Below are 17,667 nucleotides of genomic sequence, written 5' to 3'. Positions count from 1 at the left end.
CAGGATGCTCATCAGGCCGGAACGTCGAACAGCAGCGAACTCTTGATGGTCGCCCAATGCGCGGCTTCGGCATCGCCGAGTTTTTCGGCCTTTACGTAGCTCAGGGCGAGCATTTTGCGGGTGCCGGGCAACACCAGTGCCAACTGGTATTGGAAGACTTTGTCGTTGCCCTTGTTGAACTGGCTGCGCAACTCGATGCCTTCGACTTCCTGGCTGGCGCCCAGACGCACGGCGACGCCCGGTTGAAAACGCAAGTCTTGCACTTGTTTTTCCAGACGCTTGAGCTGGTCGTCGAAGTTGCTTTGCAGGGTTTCGCCCTCGGCCAACAAGCTGCGGCTGACAATCAGCGAAGTGCCCAGTTCAGGGAACTTGAGGATGTTGATCGACGCGTCTTGCAGTTCGCCTGCCGGCAGTTGGAACTGGAATTCATTGATTCGGTAAGTCATGGAACACAGATCTCGTGATTAGCCCTTGGGCTTGGGAAACGCGGCATTGATGTTGGCGTCGATGCTGGCCTTGACGCCCTGGCCATCAGGCGTGGCGCCAGCGCCGCCGCCATTGTTCAGGTGCAGCACGCCGCCGGTGTTGAACTCGGCATCACCGCTGGCATAGAAGCTGATTTGCACGCCGGTCAGGTTGATCTGGCCGCTGGCATTGAGCTCCAGGATGCTTTCACCACAAACCAGCCGCAGGTTCTCGCCCACTTCAATGACGTAGCTCTGGCTGATGCTGTCGGTCTTGCGCTGGCCCACCGAAAGAATGTCTTCCTGTTTGACGATACGCAGGCGGTTGTTGCCGATGGTCACCGTCTCGTTATGCCCAATGCTCTTGTTGCGGTCGTGACCTACCGAGTGGCTTTCATCCACCTCGACCACGATGTCCTGATTGCGCTCGGCATGGATGTACAGCTGCTCGGCGCCTTTCTTGTCTTCCATGCGGATTTCGTTGAAATTCGCCGGTGTGCCGCCCTTGCTCGAACGGCTTTTCATGCCGCTTTGGGTGGCGTTTTCCGGCAAGTCGTAAGGCACGGTTTGTTCGGCGTTGTAGACGCGGCCGGTGATGATCGGCCGGTCCGGGTCACCTTCGAGGAAGCTGACGATCACTTCCTGGCCGATCCGCGGGATCTGCATCGAGCCCCAGTTTTTACCGGCCCAGGATTGCGACACGCGAATCCAGCACGAACTGTTTTCGTTGGACTGGTCGTGACGGTCCCAATAGAAATGCACCTTCACTCGGCCGAACTGGTCGGTCCAGATTTCCTCGCCCTTGGGGCCGACCACCAGTGCGGTCTGTGGGCCTTTGACGATAGGCCGGTGGGTGTTGGGCAGGGGACGGTAGCTTTGTTGCGCGTCGATGCAGGTCAGGCTGCTTTCGAACTGCACCGAAGCGCCAGCGCCGCCGCTTTCCCCGCTTTCCTGGGCGATGTAGTAACGGGCGCCGGCGATCAGGTATTCGCGGTTCTGGTCCTGGCGGCTGAAACCCGTGAGGCTGAACAAATGACCCGACCCCAGGCCCCGGGCGTTACCGGCGAACTCGACCTGTTCGTGCAGGGTCTGCAAGGCTTCGATGCGGGTGCGGGCGTAATGTTCGCCGTCTGCGCTTTGCACATAAGTGCCGGGATAGTCGTACAACGGATAGTCGCCGGCGGTGTGCGGACGAGGCATGGCCGAGCGCACGTCAATTCGCGCGCTGGGGCGCTGGAAGTCATAGTCGTTGAGTTCCAGCGAGCCTGGCTGGACTTCCTGGGCCAGGCGCCAGTCGTGAATGTGATCGCGTTCGCGCTGCTGTTCATTCTTGGGGTAGTAGGGCACCGAAGCATAGCCGGGCACGCTGGTGTGGGCGCCATAGGCATCGGCCAACACCAGCACATGACGGCCCTGTTCATGGCGGAAGAAGTAGTAGATCCCTTCTTGCTCCATCAGGCGGCTGACGAAATCAAAGCTGGTTTCGCGATACTGCACGCAGTATTCCCACTCGCGATAGGGCCGACTCAGGGCATCTTCGAAATCGGAAAAACCCAGGTCGCGAAACACCTGCTTGATGATCTGCGGGATGGTCAGGTTCTGGAAAATCCGGCAATCGGAGGTGCGGGTCAGCAGCCACAGCCAAGGCCGCAGCGTGGCCTGGTAGCTGGCGAACTGGCCCTGGTCGACGTTCTGGCTGCAACGGGCAACGATGCCATGGAAATAGCGCTCGCCACCGCCGTCCAGTTGCAGGCTCAGGCACATGGGTTTGCCCAGCAACTGGTTGAGGTCGATGGCGTTGTCCAGCGAGTGCAGTTGCAGCTCATAGTTGAACAGCCGCCCCAGCTCTTCGCCGCCGCCCATGTCCTTGAGCAACAGCACATCCGGCCCCAGGGGGCTGGTGATTTTTGCCAGGCGTGAGAGTTGCTTGAATAGCATCAGTTATCCCGTAAACGTTGTAATCACCGCGCCGCTTTCTCCCTGCCGGAACCGCATCAAATGTGGGAGCTGGCTTGCCTGCGATAGCGGTATATCAGTCGACATCAATGCTGAATGTCACACCGCAATCGCAGGCAAGCCAGCTCCCACACTGACCGCATTCCTCCTGGGGCTATGCCGCGTCGCTGAAGTCGTAGTGCAATTCGTTATCCCGGGCGCTGATCTGCACGCCTGCCAGCGCTTTGCCTTCGAGCATGCGGGTGAGGAACTCGCGGCTCATGTCCGGCAACAGACTGTTGGTCAGGATGGTGTCGATCATCCGCCCACCACTTTCGGTTTCGGTGCAGCGGGAGACGATCAGGTCGATCACCGCGTCGTCGTAATCGAAAGCCACTTTGTGGGTGTTCTCCACGCGCTTTTTGATGCGGTTGAGTTGCAGACGGGTAATGGCCTTGAGCATCTCGTCGCTGAGCGGGTAGTACGGAATGGTCACCAAGCGGCCCAGCAATGCCGGCGGGAAAATCTCCAGCAGCGGCTGACGCAGGGCCTTGGCGATCTCTTCGGGCTCGGGCACGTTTTGCGGGTCTTTGCAGACCTGGGCAATCAGCTCGGTGCCAGCGTTGGTGGTCAGCAGGATCAAGGTGTTCTTGAAGTCGATCACCCGGCCTTCGCCGTCCTCCATCACGCCTTTGTCGAAGACCTGGAAGAAGATCTCGTGCACGTCCGGGTGGGCTTTTTCCACCTCGTCCAGCAGCACCACGCTGTAGGGTTTGCGCCGCACGGCTTCGGTCAGCACGCCGCCTTCGCCATAGCCGACGTAGCCCGGTGGTGCACCCTTGAGGGTGGACACGGTGTGGGCTTCCTGGAATTCGCTCATGTTGATGGTGATGACGTTCTGCTCGCCGCCATACATGGCTTCGGCCAGCGCCAGGGCGGTTTCGGTCTTGCCCACGCCGGAGGTGCCGGCGAGCATGAACACGCCAATCGGCTTGCTCGGGTTGTCGAGGCCGGCGCGGGAGGTCTGGATACGTTTGGCGATCATCTGCAGGGCGTGGTCCTGGCCGATGATGCGTTTCTTCAGGTGCTGGTCGAGGTTGAGCACGGTTTCCAGTTCGTTACGGGCCATGCGGCCCACCGGAATACCCGTCCAGTCGGCGACCACCGAGGCCACGGCCTGGTAATCGACCGTCGGCAGAATCAGCGGGGTTTCGCCTTGCAGGGCACTGAGGCGCTGTTGCAGGTCCACCAGTTTCTCGCGCAGGGCGTGGCTGTCGTCACTGCCAACGTCGCTGTCCACTACACCGACGCTCTCGCGCAGGGTGGCGCGGGTGGCGAGCAGTTCGTCCACCAGGGTTTTCTCTTCGGCCCAGCGGCTTTCCAGTTCGGCCAGGCGTTCGCGCTCGGCGGCCAGCAGGTTTTCGCTGTTGCTCTGACGGGTGCCGATGACGATGCCGATGGCGTGCTCGCGGGCGATGATTTGCAGTTCGGTTTCCAGCGCCTCGATGCGACGACGGCTGTCGTCCACCTCGGCCGGCACGGCGTGCAGGCTGATGGCGACCCGGGCGCAAGCGGTGTCCAGCAGGCTCACGGATTTGTCCGGCAACTGGCGCGCCGGGATGTAGCGATGGGACAGCTTGACCGAGGCTTCCAAGGCTTCGTCAAGAATCTGCACCTTATGGTGTTTTTCCATGGTCGAGGCCACGCCGCGCATCATCAGCAGCGCCTTGTCTTCGGACGGCTCGGCGACTTGCACCACCTGGAAGCGACGGGTCAGGGCCGGGTCTTTTTCGATGTGCTTCTTGTACTCGGCCCAGGTCGTGGCCGCCACGGTGCGCAGGGTGCCCCGGGCCAAGGCCGGTTTAAGCAGGTTGGCCGCGTCCCCGGTGCCGGCGGCGCCACCGGCACCGACCAGCGTGTGGGCTTCGTCGATAAACAGGATGATCGGTTTTGGCGAGGCCTGGACGTCTTCGATGACCTGGCGCAGGCGCTGTTCGAATTCACCTTTCATGCTCGCGCCGGCCTGCAACAGGCCGACGTCGAGGCTGCGCAATTCCACGTCCTTGAGCGCCGGCGGCACGTCACCGGCGACGATGCGCAGGGCAAAACCTTCGACCACGGCGGTTTTGCCGACGCCGGCTTCACCGGTCAGAATCGGGTTGTTCTGCCGACGGCGCATGAGGATGTCCACCAGTTGGCGGATCTCTTCGTCACGCCCGACAATCGGGTCAAGCTTGCCGCTGCGGGCCTGCTCGGTGAGGTCGACGGTAAAGCGCTTGAGCGCTTCCTGCTTGCCCATGGCACTTGGGGCCATGGCGCCGCTGGCTTCACCAGGCACGCTGCCTGCGTTGAAACCATCGCTGGCGCTGAGCGCATTTTCCGGCGAGTCAGCGACGTATTCGTCAAAACGCTCGCTCAGGGCCTCGGCCTTGATCTTGTCAAACTCTGCCGACAGCCCCAGTAGCCCATGGCGCAGGCTCGGCGTCTTGAGGATGCCCAGCACCAGGTAACCGGTACGCACCTGGCTTTCGCCGAACATCAGGCTGCCGTAGACCCAGCCACGTTCCACGGCTTCTTCCACATGGGAGGACAAGTCAGTGATTGAAGTCGAGCCGCGTGGTAAACGGTCCAGTGCGTCGGTCAGGTCCCGGGCCAGGCGCGCCGGTTCGATATTGAACTGGCGGATGAGGCGGTGCAGGTCCGAGTCCTGCAATTGCAGCAATTGATGAAACCAGTGGGCCAGTTCCACATAAGGGTTACCGCGCAACTTGCAGAACACGGTGGCGGCTTCGATGGCTTTGTAGGCCACGCTGTTGAGTTTGCCGAACAACGCGGCGCGACTGATTTCACCCATGCTCTTGGTTCCTTGAGGTTTGCGAGGTGTTGGCCTGCTCGGCGTAATGCCGGGCCAGTATTAAGTCCTTGGCATCTTTTTCGGGCTTGCCCAGCCAGGTATTGAAACCCAGGCGGAACTGGCGATTGAGTTGCAGCGCCGGTACTTCGGGCTGTTTCAGAACCAGGTTCAGGTCCCAGTCCAGTTCATGGCCCAGGTATTCGGCCACCCAGGCCACCAGCTCATTGAAGGGTTGGCTACCGGGCAGCATGCTCATGTAGTCATCCAGCTTGAGTGGCCCCAGGCGAATGCGGAATTTGTGCTGGCGATCCCAGACGTAACGGCCCAGGCAAAAATCCACGCCCAATTGATGGGCGCTGGCGCCCACGCGGCTGCGTTCCGGCAGTTCCAGCCATTGGCCGACGTACTCTTCGATCTCCACCGGCAGGCCGAAGTACTCGTTGAGAATGGCCTTCAAACCGTCCGGGTAGCGGGTTTGTGCCGACAGATGACCGCTGTAGTGCAACTTCGCCGTGTCGGGGATCAGCCCTTGTTTGAGCAGGCTCGGCATGCCCCGGCCGCTCAGTGCTGCCAGGCGTGCCGACCAGTAGTCATCGTCCGGGCGGTCATGGCTGACCGTCGGCCGTGCTTCGGCCCAGGCCCGGTAAAACAGGCTCAGCAGGCGGTGATGGAACACGTCCAGGAAGCGTTTGCTGGTGCTGTCGGCGTTGTTGCGCTGGCGTTCGCGCACATATTCGGTGAGGTGCAGCGGCAACGGACCGTTGGGGCCACCGAGGCCGAAAAAGAACTGCTCCAGACGCGCCGGCGAACCGTCGACGCCCGGCTGTACCGACGCCAGGGTCGCCGGGGCGAAGGTGCAATCGGCCTGTTGCCCAAGGCGCAGCGGATCATCGGCCAGGCGCAACGAATGGCCCAGGCGCGGCAGCTCAGGCGATTCGCACTCGATGCGCCGCAATGCCTGGAAGAAGTCGTATTCCCAGGGCTCCTGGTGCATCGCGTCCAGAGTACTCACAGGGTCGGACGGCGTCCTGGCTTGGCTTTCCATCGCATGATCTCGCCGCGTTCGGTGGTACGGATCACCGTCTCGGTAAAACTGTTGATCGACACGTAGCGTGCCAGGAAGCGCTCGAACACTGCACCGAGCAAGAAGACTCCAGTGCCGCGAAACGCGTTTTCATCGAATTCCAGGGTGATCTCCAGGCCACGGCCAAACACAATCGGGCCGGGCATCGGCAGGCGTCGGGTGCAGGCCTTGCTGCTGACTTCGCGTAGGCCTTCGATCTGCAATTGCAAGGCTGCATCGTTACTGTCGCCGTACAGGCGCAGCAGTTCGCGCAGGGCGGCGGCGCCCTGGCCTTGTTCACTGAGGGACAAGTAATTCAGCGACAGCTGGCTGATCAACCGCCAGGCCTTGGCGTCGTGGGCATGGCTGGCGCGTGGACGGCTCGGGCCTGCCACGCAGCGCACCGCCGCGACAGGTGCGCTGTCGGCCAGGGTGAAGTCGGTCTTGCTATTGCCCACGCTCATGAACAGCGGCAGGTCGCGGTTGGTGCACAACGCTGTTACGCCCAGTTGGCGCAGGTCGTGGCGATAAGGCGCCTGCTGGCTGTCCACCAGGCTGACGAAGGTTTCGCTGCCGATGTACGTCGAGCGCGGGCCGTTGCGCCGCTGGCCGCTGGACAGCACGCGAGGTTCGCGCCGCACCGTGTACCAGGCCTGGTCGCGGCCGTAGCGAGACGGATCGCGCACCGCATAGAACGGCAAAAAAGGCTGCTCCGACCCGGTGCCGTGGCCGGTGAGGGTGGTCAGGGAATGAATCTCGAAATCCATCGGCCGGGTGCGGTCGGCGATCACATGGTGTTCATTGACCCGTTCCGACAAGTGAATGCGATCCAGGCGCTTGGGAAACAGGTTGATGGCCGGGGTGCAGAATGGCAGGAACTGCGCGGCTCCGACGCTGCCTTCCAGGCTCGGATCGTGACGGTCGAACAGCACGATCAATTCCAGTTCCTGGCCGTCGCAACGTTTGACCGCCCGGCTCAATTGCGTGAAGTCGACAAACAGAAAGCGGTGGGGCAGGGCGAAGTATTCCTGCAACAGGCGATAGCCTTGGAAGGCCCGCGAGACCACTGGCAGCGCGGCGTCGGTATCGTCGAATCCCTGGGAGCGCAGTGCGTCCTGCGGCAGGCGTTCCACCCAATCACCGCCGGGCTGACGGGCGAACACGGCGCAGACATTGCCCAGCAGCTGTTCGTAAAGGCGGAAGGGCTGCTCGTCTGCTCCATTGAGGTACAGCGGCAGGTTGTCCAGGGCCAGACTGTTGAACGGTAGTTCGGCGCCGGTGCGCAGGGTCAGGCGCAGGCCGGCCTTGGCCTTGGGTTCGCTGGCGGCCAAGCGCCCGAGCATGGCGGACGGGTTGCCGAAGTACTCGGCCTGGCTGACTTGCAACGGCCACAACGTCACCGCGTGGGCGGTGCGGTACTCGCAGCAGGTTTGGGTTTCGCGGCCCAGGGCGGCGCGCAGGACCGTGTCCCGGGGCAGCGGGAAGCCGCTGCTCAGGGAGCCTTCATCGGGGTCGGCCTGCAATTGCACCACGGTCATCGACGGTGTCGGCGCCAGGTAATGGGGGTACGCGATTTCCAGCAGGTTATGAGTAAAGGTCGGGTATTCGGCATCGAGCTTGAGCTGTACCCGCGCCGTCAGATAAGCAAAACCTTCCAGCAAGCGCTCGACGTACGGGTCGGCGCAGTCCATGCCGGACAACGTCAGCCGACTGGCGATTTTCGGGTATTCCTGGGCGAACTCCGCCGCGCTTTCGCGCACGTGGTGCAATTCCTGGTTGTACAGTTCCAGCAGGCGCGGGTTCATGAGCGTCTCCGCTGATCGGCGTTGATCACTCGCACATGGCCGGATTCCAGGTCCAGGTCGGTCTGCAGCATCAGGCGCAGCGGCACTGGTTGCGCCCAGAGATCGCCTTCGATCTCGAAACTCAGGGCGTTGTGGTTCATCTCGGCGGATGCCCGGGCCCGCACGCGCAAGGTGTTACGCAGGATCCGCGGTTCGAACGTAGCGATGGCCTGGTGGATCAGCGCCTCAAGCGCCGCGATATCGACATTCGACGCACTGTTGCCGGCCAGCGCCGGCAGCCCGAAGTTGACCACCGACGTGCCAGCCGGGGTATGCAGCGTCGCATCGGCGCCGAGCAATGAAGTGGTGTTGAGCAACCACGCCAGGTCACGCAGCACCGAAGCTTTCAATTGGGTCAGGGAGAGCACGCGCTTGTCGGCGCTTTCCTTGGGATTGCTCGGGTCGTCATCGGTCAACCGGTCCAGCAGGGACGGTTGCAGACGATCGCGGGTGGCGATTTCGGTTACCACGTAAATGGCCCCACATACATTTTTTGGTCCCCGCCCGAGCCGCAGGACGCAAATGTGTTAACTGCACCCGCCTCCAGGCCTTCAGGTATCTGACGAATAGCCTGCATTTTGCTGAGACAATCGCGGCTGGGCGCGGGCATGTGTTCGCTGCGCCAGACGGCAAATATCGGGATGTCGTTGAAAGTCTCAACTCGCAGTTGCTGCTGTTTATCCAGGCTGAAACTGCAAGGCCATTCCATGTCCAGTTTCATGCGACTCTGGTCGGGTTTGACCAGCGTGCATTGTCCCTGATCGTCAATCAGTCGGAGTTTCTGTTCCACAAAAACTGCCTGGGTTGTTGGCATCTCGGCATGTTCGGCCCATGCGCTCAGGCTAATCAAATTCATCGCCAGGCACATGGTGAGCAGGTGCTTTTTCATTGACGACCAACGACTTGGCCATGACTCGGACGCCAGGCAGGAAAGGATTGGATTGGAACAAGCACCAACCGTCTTCGGCGCGTTCAACCGGGCCAGCAGGGACGGTTGCAGGCGATCGCGGATGACGATTTCGGTTACCACCGGAATAGTGCCGTAAACATTTTCTGGTCTTGCTGGCCGAGCCCGCACATGGCGCTAGGGTTGACCGACGAGGCTTCCAGAACGCCGTTGATTTTGCGTACGGCTTGGGATTTTGTATCGCAGTCCCGACTAGGCGATGGTTCGGGGACGCTCCGTTCAACCAGGAAAATCGGGACGTCTCTGAACATTTCTACCCGCAATTCACCCTTTGGGTTCAGGTTGAAATAGCACGGCCATTCCATACCCAGTACCAAATGAGTCTGATCCGGTTTGAGGACGGCGCATTGACCGTTCTGGTCGACTAGCTTGAGTAGTTGGCCGGCGAACGTTCCTTGAGTGCGAGCGGGCGCGTCGAGTTGGTCTGGGTCGGTTTCAGCGCAGGCATTCAAGCTGATCAGCAGGCTGCACAGGAGTGTCACTCGGAGCATTGGCCCTATCATGTCAACTCCCAGAACCAGACCTGTCTGGAAAGGAAATCACCATCAAAGAAGCCTTTGGTTCGGCCACGATTCCATAGATCGATGTGGTCACCTGAGCGCTCGCTTTCAGGCTCGTTTGCACGGCTAAAGCAATCCTTGAAAAAGATGATTCCGGTCTTCTGGCTGAGTTTCAGACGATCGGCTGCGCTACCACTCAAAATGGTCGGACGCCCCAAATGATGCCGCCACAGCCAGTTCGCCAGAGACTCGGCGCCACGGGCATGGTCATGCTTGCATTTGGGATCGGTATAGGTCGATTTGTTGACCTTGATGGTCAGCTCGCCATTCAACGCGACACTCATACGAATCGCGCACTGGTTGCCCCAGGGCTGGTCGCATGGATCCTTGACGGTGGGATAGCTGCTCCACAAATTAATAAACGAAGGCTTGGCCATGACTCAGACACCGGATAGGAAAGGATTGGATTCGAGCAAGCACCAAAACACCCCCGGCGTATAACGCCGGGGGCATCTTCGATTACACCTTGACGTTCTGGCGGATGTTCCAGCCGAACTTGACCGGCCCGCCTTCCTTGGTGCCGTCGGCTTTTTGCGGCTGGTAATCCACCAGCACCTTGGCGAAGTTCAGGGTGAGGTTTTCGGTCAGGCGATCATCGCTACCCGAGCCGCCGGTGCTCAGGGACGTGACCAGCACTTCTTCCAGATTGATGATCATGTACTCGACCTGGCTTTCGCCGCCGGCCTTGCGCACGGTCAGCTTGACCTTGTCGATGTGCTTGCCGCTGGCGCAGTGCATCATCAGGTTCGGTGAGGCTTTGTCGACGTACTTGGTCAGCGACAGGTCCTGGATGTTCACCTTGCCTGCACCACCACCGCTGCCCACGTGCATGTTGCCGGACTGAGACATGCCCCAGCTCCAGTTCAAGACGTCGATCTCGTCCTTGTGGGCCTTGTCCATGGACTCGCCCTTGATGTCGCCGATCTTGATGAAAATATCAACAGCCATGTTTTCTCCCTGTGTGGTCTCTACCACATTGTGTTTTGCTGATCGTTCCCACGCTCTGCGTGGTAACGCATCTGGTGACGCTCTGCGTCACTGGGACGCGGAGCGTCCCGGGCGGCATCCCCACGCAGAGCGTGGGAACGATCACATCAAGGCGGTGTTACGCGCCTTTGGCCGAAGGCAGCTTGGATACCAGGCGCAGCGACACGGTCAGACCTTCGAGCTGATAGTGCGGGCGCAGGTAGAACCTGGAGTTGTAGTACCCCGGGTTGCCTTCCACGTCCTCGACGATCACTTCGGCCGCAGCCAATGGGTGCTGGGCCTTGGTGGTTTCGGTGGAGTGCGCCGGGTCACCGTCGACGTAGTTGAGGATCCAGTCCTGCAACCAGCGCTGCATTTCGTCCTTCTCTTTGAAGGAGCCGATTTTGTCGCGCACGATGCACTTCAAGTAATGGGCGAAGCGGCAGGTGGCGAACAGGTACGGCAGGCGCGCGGCCAGGTTGGCGTTGGCGGTGGCGTCCGGATCGTCGTACTCGGCCGGTTTCTGCAACGACTGGGCGCCGATGAACGCGGCGAAGTCGGTGTTCTTTTTGTGCAGCAGCGGCATGAAACCGTTCTTCGCCAGTTCCGCTTCACGGCGGTCCGAAATGGCGATTTCGGTCGGGCATTTCATGTCCACGCCACCATCGTCAGTCGGGAAGGTGTGCGCCGGCAGGTTTTCCACTTCACCGCCAGACTCCACGCCACGGATGCGCGAGCACCAGCCGAAGTGTTTGAACGAGCGGTTGATGTTCACCGCCATCGCGTAAGCGGCGTTGGCCCAGGTGTACTTGGAGCTGTCGGCACCGTCGGTGCTTTCTTCGAAGGCGAAGGCCTCCACCGGATCGGTCTTGGCGCCATACGGCAGACGCGCGAGGAAGCGCGGCATGGTCAGGCCGATGTAGCGCGAGTCTTCCGATTCGCGCAGCGAGCGCCAGCCGGCGTATTCCGGGGTGGTGAAGATTTTGGTCAGATCGCGCGGGTTCGACAGTTCCTGCCACGAGCCCATGCCCATCACGGTCGGCGATGCGGCTGCGATGAACGGCGAGTGCATGGCGGCGCAGACTTTCGACAGTTCGCCCAACAGTTCCACGTCTGGAGGCGACTGGTCGAAGTAGTAATCGCCGACGAGGCAACCGTAAGGTTCGCCGCCGAACTGGCCGTATTCTTCTTCGTACATCTTCTTGAAGATCGGGCTCTGGTCCCACGCGGTGCCCTTGAATTTCTTCAGGGTCTTGTGCAGGTCGGTCTTGGATATATTGAGCACGCGAATCTTCAGTTGCTCATCGCTCTCGGTGTTGTTGACCAGGTAATGCAGGCCACGCCAAGCGCTTTCCAGTTGCTGGAAATCGGGGTGGTGGATGACCTGGTTGACCTGGGCGGTGAGCTTGGCGTCGATGGCGGCAATGATCGACTCGATCGACTTGATGGCGTCGTTGGACACCAGGTCGGTCTGCGCCAGGGCCTGTTCGGCCAGGGTGCGCACGGCGGTCTCGACGGCTTCGCGAGCGCGTTCGGTCTTGGGTTTGAATTCTTGCAGCAGCAGGGAGGCGAACTCGCTGGCTTCTTCGGTGGTGCCCAGTGTCTGAGCGTCTGCACGTACTGAATCGGTCATGATCATTCGTCCTGATTAAGCCTGAGGCTCGGCTGGCTTCGGCGCACTGGCAAGCGCCTGGAGCAGCGCCGGATCCTTGATGGCCTTCATGATGATTTCTTCGGCACCGGTCTTGCCGTCCATGTAGGTCAGCAGGTTGGCCAGTTGGGTGCGCGCTTCGAGCAGTTTGTTCAGCGAGTCGACTTTGCGCGCCACGGCGGCCGGGCTGAAGTCGTCCATGCTTTCAAAGGTGATGTCCAGGCTCAGGTTGCCTTCGCCGGTCAGCTCGTTGGGCACATGGAACGCGACGCGTGGCTGCATGGCCTTGAGGCGCGAGTCGAAGTTATCGACATCCACCTCGAGGAACTTGCGATCGGCCACAGGCGCCAGAGGCTCGGCGGGCTTGCCGGCGAGGTCCGCCATAACGCCCATGACGAAGGGCAACTGGACCTTTTTCTCGGCGCCGTAGAGCTCGACGTCGTACTCGATCTGCACTCGAGGCGCGCGGTTGCGCGCGATGAATTTCTGAGAACTTTGCTTCGCCACGTTGCTGCTCCTGGTCGCTCAAGCGACGGTGTTGGCGTCATCGGTGGTACCGGTGACGTGACTGCGTGATCCGTTCGCTTTTATTCGCTGTCTGGTCCGCGCAGGTTTTCAAATTGGCTCATGCCATCGGGAATCAGGTTGCGCACGATGGCCGCAAAGTCGGCGTGCACCAGATTCTTCGCCCGGTTCAACAGCACCGGCAGCGGGCTGGAGGGCTCATGACGGCTGTAGTACGCAAGAATCCGGTCCAGGCTGCGCAGCACGTCGTCGCGGTTGTTGATTTCGCCAGTGCCGGTACTGCGCGGTGTGCTCGGCGCGGTGGAGTGTTCAACCGGCGCGGCACTGTCGTCGCTGATGGCATCGGGCAGGGGACTGTCGCCGCTCTGCGGGGCGAACTGGCCGAGAATCTGCAGGGCCATTTTTAGCGGTTGCTTCAACGGGCCAAGGTCAACGCCCTGGGCGGAACCGATTTGTTCGCTGATCTGTTGCTCGATGGCCTCGGCGACGCTGCGGGCCTCGTGCAAAGCGGCGCGGGTGATTTCCAACTGTTCGGGATCGCTGTCCAGGAACGCCCCGGCGAGCTGCTCGGCGCCGAGGTTTTCGTCAGGGAAGCTTTGCAGGCCACTGGCATTGGCGGCGGCGCGCAGGCTGACAGCGCCAAAGGTTCGCGAACGGGCCAGGATGCTTTCACGCAGCAGGCGAATGGTGGCATCGGACGTCAGGCCGGCGAGGGCATTGATGCGCACGGTGGGGTCGTTGTTGTCTTCGGCATCCAGGCGTGGATGCAGGTCGGCCCAGTATTGCTTGAGCAATTCACTGATCAGTGTCAGGACGCGAGCCAGGCCGGTGACGCCTTCGAGGGCAAGGGAGCTTTGCAAAAGGAAATGGGTGATACGCAGGTCTTTGCTGCGTTGCAACAAATCCAGACTTTGCTGCTGGATGCTGCGCCATTCAGGGGGGGCGGCAGGCAATATCGAATCGCCCATGCTGCGCTCGGGCTGGCCTTGGGAATCGCGTTCCAGGCGCAAAAAATCCGCGTCATATTCCAAATCTTCGCCACAAGGCGAAGTCGCGGAAACGGCGGCGAGCAGCAAAGGCACTTCCACTGAATTTGATCTCCATATCGCCCGTTCGAGAGTCGGGCCGTTCACATGTAAGTTCCAAATGGAACTTCACATGTTTCCTTGAGGGTAATGGCCTTTTAGATATGCGGTGATCTTAAAGTGCCATCATGTATATTCAAGAAGTTATGCATTTTTGGTGTAGTACTTATGGCTTGTCAAGGTAAGCTATTTCCTCTGTGTGACAGATGTGAGGTGCTTAACAACCTGCGCGACCGATAGGTCGAAGCAGGCACTAATGCAGGTTTTTTGTCACGCAGGCCGGTTAAGATCAGCAATCATGCCGGTAAAAAGCCGTTTCAAGGTTGTTTTTGCAAGGTTGTCGGAGCGAGTCTGGCGGGAGTGAATCCCGATTCGCCCGCGCGCAAAGTGTTCAGCAAGGAGGCAAGATGTCGCTGTGTTTGACTATCACTAGTTATCACAAAATTACCCCTGGCCAGTGCCCTGAGAAATCCATGGATCAGGGCGTGATGGCAATTGGCCGTAATTCTGATAATGACTGGGTATTGCCCGATCCAGAGCGTTTGGTGTCCGGCAAACATTGCGTTGTTCAATATAAAGATGGCCGGTATTACTTAACTGATAACAGCACTAACGGTGTGGAATTGGTCAAGGCCGGTATTCGTCTGCGCAAGGGCAACAGCGAGCCATTGCAAGATGGCGAAGTTATCCGCATCGGTGATTATGAAATCCAGGCGCGTATCGATTTCAGTCTGCCGGTGACCGACGGCAACCCTTTCGCCGATTCGTCCAGCAGCTTCGAGGCCTTGATGGGGCGTCAGGGCGCCGTCGTGAATACGCCGACGTCGTTGCCCGTGACACCACCTGCGCATTTTCAGGGCGTATCGGCCATGGACACGATGCCGGACCTGTTCGACTTTCTGACACCGACCAGCGTCCCGCCGGCCACCCAGCCCGACCATGTCCCGGCCGAGCAGCATGACTTCCGTCCACCGACCCCGATCGCCGCCCCAACGCCCGTGGCCGGGCCTGCGCCGCTGGTGTCGGCCCCGGTGATTCCGGAAGATTGGGACCTGTTCAGCGACAAGCCTGCACCGGTGGCGATCGCCCCGCTGCCTGTTACAGAGGTTGCGCCGCCGCCCGTACCTCACATCAGCGTACCGATCGAACCGGCACCCCTTTGCGAACCGCCCGTGGCCGTCGTCGAACGCCTGGTCGATCCGGTCAGCCCGGCCGACAATTCTCAACCCGACCTGTTGCAAGCCTTTCTGCGCGGTGCCGGGCTGGATCAAGTGCGGCTGGACAAAGCCCAGGCCGAGGCACAAATGGAAAGCATCGGCCGCAGTTATCGGCTGATGGTCGAAGGCCTGATCGATGTCTTGCGCGCCCGTAGCAGCCTCAAGGGCGAGTTCCGCATTCAGCAGACGATGATTCAACCGGTGGAAAACAACCCGCTGAAATTCGCTCCCAACGTCGATGAAGCATTGCTGTTGCTGTTGCGCCACAGCAATCAGGCGTTCATGGCGCCGGACCTGGCTGTGCGCGACAGCTTCGATGACTTGCGTGCCCACCAATTGGCGGTGATGGCCGGCGTGGAAGCGGCGATCAAGCACCTGCTGGCGCGCTTCGAGCCGGGGCAACTGGAAGAGCGCATGGGCAAGCCCGGTGGCCTGTCGAGCATTTTCAGTGGCTCGCGACAGGCCCAGTACTGGCAGCAATTCACCGAGCTCTACAGCAATATTTCCCGCGAGGCCCAAGAGGATTTCCAGGACCTGTTCGGTCGTGAATTCAGCCGCGCCTACGAAGAACACAGTACAAGGCAGCGGCGCGGCTGAGCATCGCCATCGCAAAGCGCCATTCATAGCAAAGAACGGAACAACGGATAGCTGAAACGTCATTGAGGACGCAGGATGATTCCCAGGTTTTTACTCGCAGTCGCCACCGCGCTTCTGCTGACCGCATGTGCCAAGGATGCGGCCAAACCCCAGCCCGAAGAGGCTGAGGCCGAGGCCGACACGGCCGCCGTCGAGTTGCACTTTCACGCCATTGCCGGGCTCAACCCCGGCACCACTGGCCAGCCAGCCCCGGTCCGGGTGCGTATTTTCGAATTGAAAAATGCCGCCACCTTCGGTCGTTCCGATTATTTCGCACTGGCCGAACGGGCCCAGGCGACACTCGGCGCCGATCTGATCGATCAGGACGAAGTGCTGATCCAGCCCGGCCAGCAGTTGAGCCTGCAGCGCGACCTCGACCCGGCCACCCGCCATATCGGCGTGCTGGTGGGGTATCGCGAGCTGGATCAGTCGTTGTGGCGCGCGGTGATGAATGTCCCGCCGCGCCAATACACCGAATACCAGATCAGCCTCGACGTGCGAGCCGTGCGCAGCGCCGTCGTGGTTTCCCCATCCAGCCCTGCCCAATAAGCAATCGGAGCCCCCCATGTCCTGGAACAATCGTGTGGTCTGGTCGGAAGGCATGTTCATTGGAACGCAGCACTTTCAGCAGCATGACCGTTACCTGGAGAACCTCATCGACGCCCGGAGCCGCCCGTTGTCGGCCGGTGCCTGGGGGTTCTCCGAATTGCTGATCGACCAGGGCCTGCTGGCCCAGGGCAAACTGGCGATCATCTCGGCACGGGGCCTGCTGCCGGATGGCACTCCATTCAACATTCCCCAGGATGACCTGGCACCGAGCCCGCTGAATGTCGATGACAACCTGCGCGATGGCTTGGTGTACCTGGCCTTGCCGCTCAAGCGCGCCGGTGCGCGAGATACCGTTGACGAAGGCGAAACCCTGGGCGCTGCGCGCTACGTGAGCCAGGTGCGCGAAGTCCGGGATGACAACGCGCCGTTCGAAAACCAGGCGCCGGTGGCCGTGGGCTCGAGGGCGCTGCGATTGTTGGTAGCCCAGGATGGCATCAGCGACTACGCCGCCATCGGCCTGGTACGAATCAAGGAAAAACGCGCCGACCGAGCCTTGGTGCTCGACGACACTTACATCCCGCCGCTACTGGATGTGGTCGCCTCCAACCCCCTGGCCGCGTTTCGCAACGAACTGCTGGGCCTGCTGCATCAGCGCGGCGAAGCCCTCGCCGGGCGAGTGGTGGCGTCCGGTGCCGGTGGTGCCTCGGAGATTGCCGATTTCATGCTGCTGCAACTGGTCAACCGTGCCCAGCCGTTGATCCAGCACTTGAGCCAGTTGAGCCCGTTGCACCCCGAGCGGTTCTACAGCGAGCTGGTGAGTCTGGCCGGCGAGTTCTCGACCTTTACCGCTTCCGGGCGACGGCCCCAGGAATACCCGCAGTACCAGCACGATGACTTGGCGCTGAGTTTCGCGCCGGTGATGCAAGCCCTGCGTGAGGCGCTGTCGATGCTGATCGACAGCAAGGCCACGCCGATTCCGATCGTCGAAAAAGCCTATGGCGTCCACGTCGCGATGCTGGCCGACAAATCCCTGCTCGACAGCGCCAGTTTCATCCTGGTGGTGCGCGCCGACGTGCCCGCCGAAACCCTGCGCAGCCACTTCGGCCAACAGAGCAAAGTCGGCTCGGTGGAGCACATCCGCAACCTGGTCAACCTGCAATTACCGGGCATTGGCCTGCTGCCGCTGCCGGTGGCGCCACGGCAGATCCCGTATCACGCCGGCTCCACCTATTACGAACTGGACCGGGGCAGCGAGCATTGGCAGCAACTGGCCAACTCCGGCGGTTTTGCGTTCTACATCGCGGGGCAATTCCCGGGGCTGAACCTGGCTTTCTGGGCGATCCGAGGATAA

15 protein-coding genes are annotated in these 17,667 nt (G+C 60.9%); 3 read left to right on the top strand and 12 right to left on the bottom strand.

The window, feature by feature from the left end; translation table 11 throughout:
- Positions 1–11 precede the first annotated feature (11 nt).
- The 12 genes from AB7M22_RS26470 to tssA all read right to left on the bottom strand — a co-directional run bounded on the left by AB7M22_RS26470 (position 12) and on the right by tssA (position 13,917).
- Positions 12–446 carry a DcrB-related protein gene (locus AB7M22_RS26470; protein WP_008007718.1) on the bottom strand — a complete coding sequence of 145 codons (435 nt, stop codon included), beginning with the start codon at positions 444–446 and terminating at the stop codon, positions 12–14.
- 18 nt (positions 447–464) lie between these two features.
- Positions 465–2,402 (bottom strand): type VI secretion system Vgr family protein, encoded by a 1,938-nt coding sequence (locus AB7M22_RS26465; RefSeq protein WP_454188249.1) that lies wholly within the window; start codon positions 2,400–2,402, stop codon positions 465–467.
- Between the two features lie 172 nt (positions 2,403–2,574).
- On the bottom strand, positions 2,575–5,253 hold the full coding sequence (gene tssH, locus AB7M22_RS26460; RefSeq protein WP_454188248.1) for a type VI secretion system ATPase TssH: 2,679 nt from the start codon (positions 5,251–5,253) through the stop codon (positions 2,575–2,577).
- A complete protein-coding gene (gene tssG / locus AB7M22_RS26455) occupies positions 5,246–6,298 on the bottom strand; it encodes a type VI secretion system baseplate subunit TssG (RefSeq protein ID WP_454188247.1) in 1,053 nt (350 codons plus the stop codon). The genes tssH and tssG overlap by 8 nt, the downstream gene beginning before the upstream one ends.
- On the bottom strand, positions 6,262–8,121 hold the full coding sequence (tssF, locus tag AB7M22_RS26450; RefSeq protein WP_008007711.1) for a type VI secretion system baseplate subunit TssF: 1,860 nt from the start codon (positions 8,119–8,121) through the stop codon (positions 6,262–6,264). Before tssF ends, tssG begins: the two co-directional genes overlap by 37 nt.
- Entirely contained in the window at positions 8,118–8,630 is a 513-nt protein-coding gene (gene tssE / locus AB7M22_RS26445) for a type VI secretion system baseplate subunit TssE (protein ID WP_008007710.1), read from the bottom strand. Before tssE ends, tssF begins: the two co-directional genes overlap by 4 nt.
- Positions 8,624–9,190 carry a hypothetical protein gene (locus AB7M22_RS26440; RefSeq protein WP_454188246.1) on the bottom strand — a complete coding sequence of 189 codons (567 nt, stop codon included), beginning with the start codon at positions 9,188–9,190 and terminating at the stop codon, positions 8,624–8,626. The genes tssE and AB7M22_RS26440 overlap by 7 nt, the downstream gene beginning before the upstream one ends.
- 436 nt (positions 9,191–9,626) lie before the next feature.
- Positions 9,627–10,064, bottom strand: coding sequence for a type VI secretion system amidase effector protein Tae4 (locus AB7M22_RS26435; protein ID WP_123500799.1), 438 nt, complete (start codon positions 10,062–10,064; stop codon positions 9,627–9,629).
- 82 nt (positions 10,065–10,146) lie between these two features.
- The gene (locus AB7M22_RS26430; RefSeq protein WP_007894494.1) at positions 10,147–10,635 is read right to left on the bottom strand and encodes an Hcp family type VI secretion system effector; all 489 of its coding nucleotides are present in this window, start codon (positions 10,633–10,635) and stop codon (positions 10,147–10,149) included.
- 157 nt (positions 10,636–10,792) lie between these two features.
- Complete coding sequence (tssC, locus tag AB7M22_RS26425; RefSeq protein ID WP_052967842.1) at positions 10,793–12,286, bottom strand: type VI secretion system contractile sheath large subunit; 1,494 nt, start codon at positions 12,284–12,286, stop codon at positions 10,793–10,795.
- Positions 12,287–12,301: 15 nt separating this feature from the next.
- Positions 12,302–12,811: a type VI secretion system contractile sheath small subunit gene (gene tssB / locus AB7M22_RS26420; protein WP_007894500.1), complete on the bottom strand. Its 510-nt coding sequence runs from the start codon at positions 12,809–12,811 to the stop codon at positions 12,302–12,304.
- A gap of 80 nt (positions 12,812–12,891) precedes the next feature.
- Complete coding sequence (gene tssA / locus AB7M22_RS26415) at positions 12,892–13,917, bottom strand: type VI secretion system protein TssA (RefSeq protein ID WP_454188245.1); 1,026 nt, start codon at positions 13,915–13,917, stop codon at positions 12,892–12,894.
- A gap of 404 nt (positions 13,918–14,321) precedes the next feature.
- On the opposite strand from tssA, the gene tagH reads away from it, so the two are divergent.
- The 3 genes from tagH to tssK all read left to right on the top strand — a co-directional run bounded on the left by tagH (position 14,322) and on the right by tssK (position 17,667).
- Entirely contained in the window at positions 14,322–15,728 is a 1,407-nt protein-coding gene (gene tagH / locus AB7M22_RS26410; protein WP_454188244.1) for a type VI secretion system-associated FHA domain protein TagH, read from the top strand.
- 75 nt (positions 15,729–15,803) lie between these two features.
- Entirely contained in the window at positions 15,804–16,316 is a 513-nt protein-coding gene (gene tssJ / locus AB7M22_RS26405; RefSeq protein ID WP_454188243.1) for a type VI secretion system lipoprotein TssJ, read from the top strand.
- A gap of 16 nt (positions 16,317–16,332) precedes the next feature.
- Complete coding sequence (gene tssK / locus AB7M22_RS26400) at positions 16,333–17,667, top strand: type VI secretion system baseplate subunit TssK (protein ID WP_454188242.1); 1,335 nt, start codon at positions 16,333–16,335, stop codon at positions 17,665–17,667.

Source organism: Pseudomonas sp. ADAK2 TE3594, assembly GCF_053628675.1.
This window is presented reverse-complemented; position numbering and strand designations above follow the sequence as displayed.

Excerpts from the sequence above, each read along its gene's own strand:
- tssC (WP_052967842.1), bottom strand. The coding sequence starts at position 12,286 with ATGACCGATTCAGTACGTGCAGACGCTCAGACACTGGGCACCACCGAA.
- AB7M22_RS26470 (WP_008007718.1), bottom strand. The coding sequence starts at position 446 with ATGACTTACCGAATCAATGAATTCCAGTTCCAACTGCCGGCAGGCGAA.
- tssJ (WP_454188243.1), top strand. The coding sequence starts at position 15,804 with ATGATTCCCAGGTTTTTACTCGCAGTCGCCACCGCGCTTCTGCTGACC.
- AB7M22_RS26430 (WP_007894494.1), bottom strand. The coding sequence starts at position 10,635 with ATGGCTGTTGATATTTTCATCAAGATCGGCGACATCAAGGGCGAGTCC.
- AB7M22_RS26465 (WP_454188249.1), bottom strand. The coding sequence starts at position 2,402 with ATGCTATTCAAGCAACTCTCACGCCTGGCAAAAATCACCAGCCCCCTG.
- tssF (WP_008007711.1), bottom strand. The coding sequence starts at position 8,121 with ATGAACCCGCGCCTGCTGGAACTGTACAACCAGGAATTGCACCACGTG.
- AB7M22_RS26435 (WP_123500799.1), bottom strand. The coding sequence starts at position 10,064 with ATGGCCAAGCCTTCGTTTATTAATTTGTGGAGCAGCTATCCCACCGTC.
- tagH (WP_454188244.1), top strand. The coding sequence starts at position 14,322 with ATGTCGCTGTGTTTGACTATCACTAGTTATCACAAAATTACCCCTGGC.
- tssK (WP_454188242.1), top strand. The coding sequence starts at position 16,333 with ATGTCCTGGAACAATCGTGTGGTCTGGTCGGAAGGCATGTTCATTGGA.
- tssH (WP_454188248.1), bottom strand. The coding sequence starts at position 5,253 with ATGGGTGAAATCAGTCGCGCCGCGTTGTTCGGCAAACTCAACAGCGTG.
- tssG (WP_454188247.1), bottom strand. The coding sequence starts at position 6,298 with ATGGAAAGCCAAGCCAGGACGCCGTCCGACCCTGTGAGTACTCTGGAC.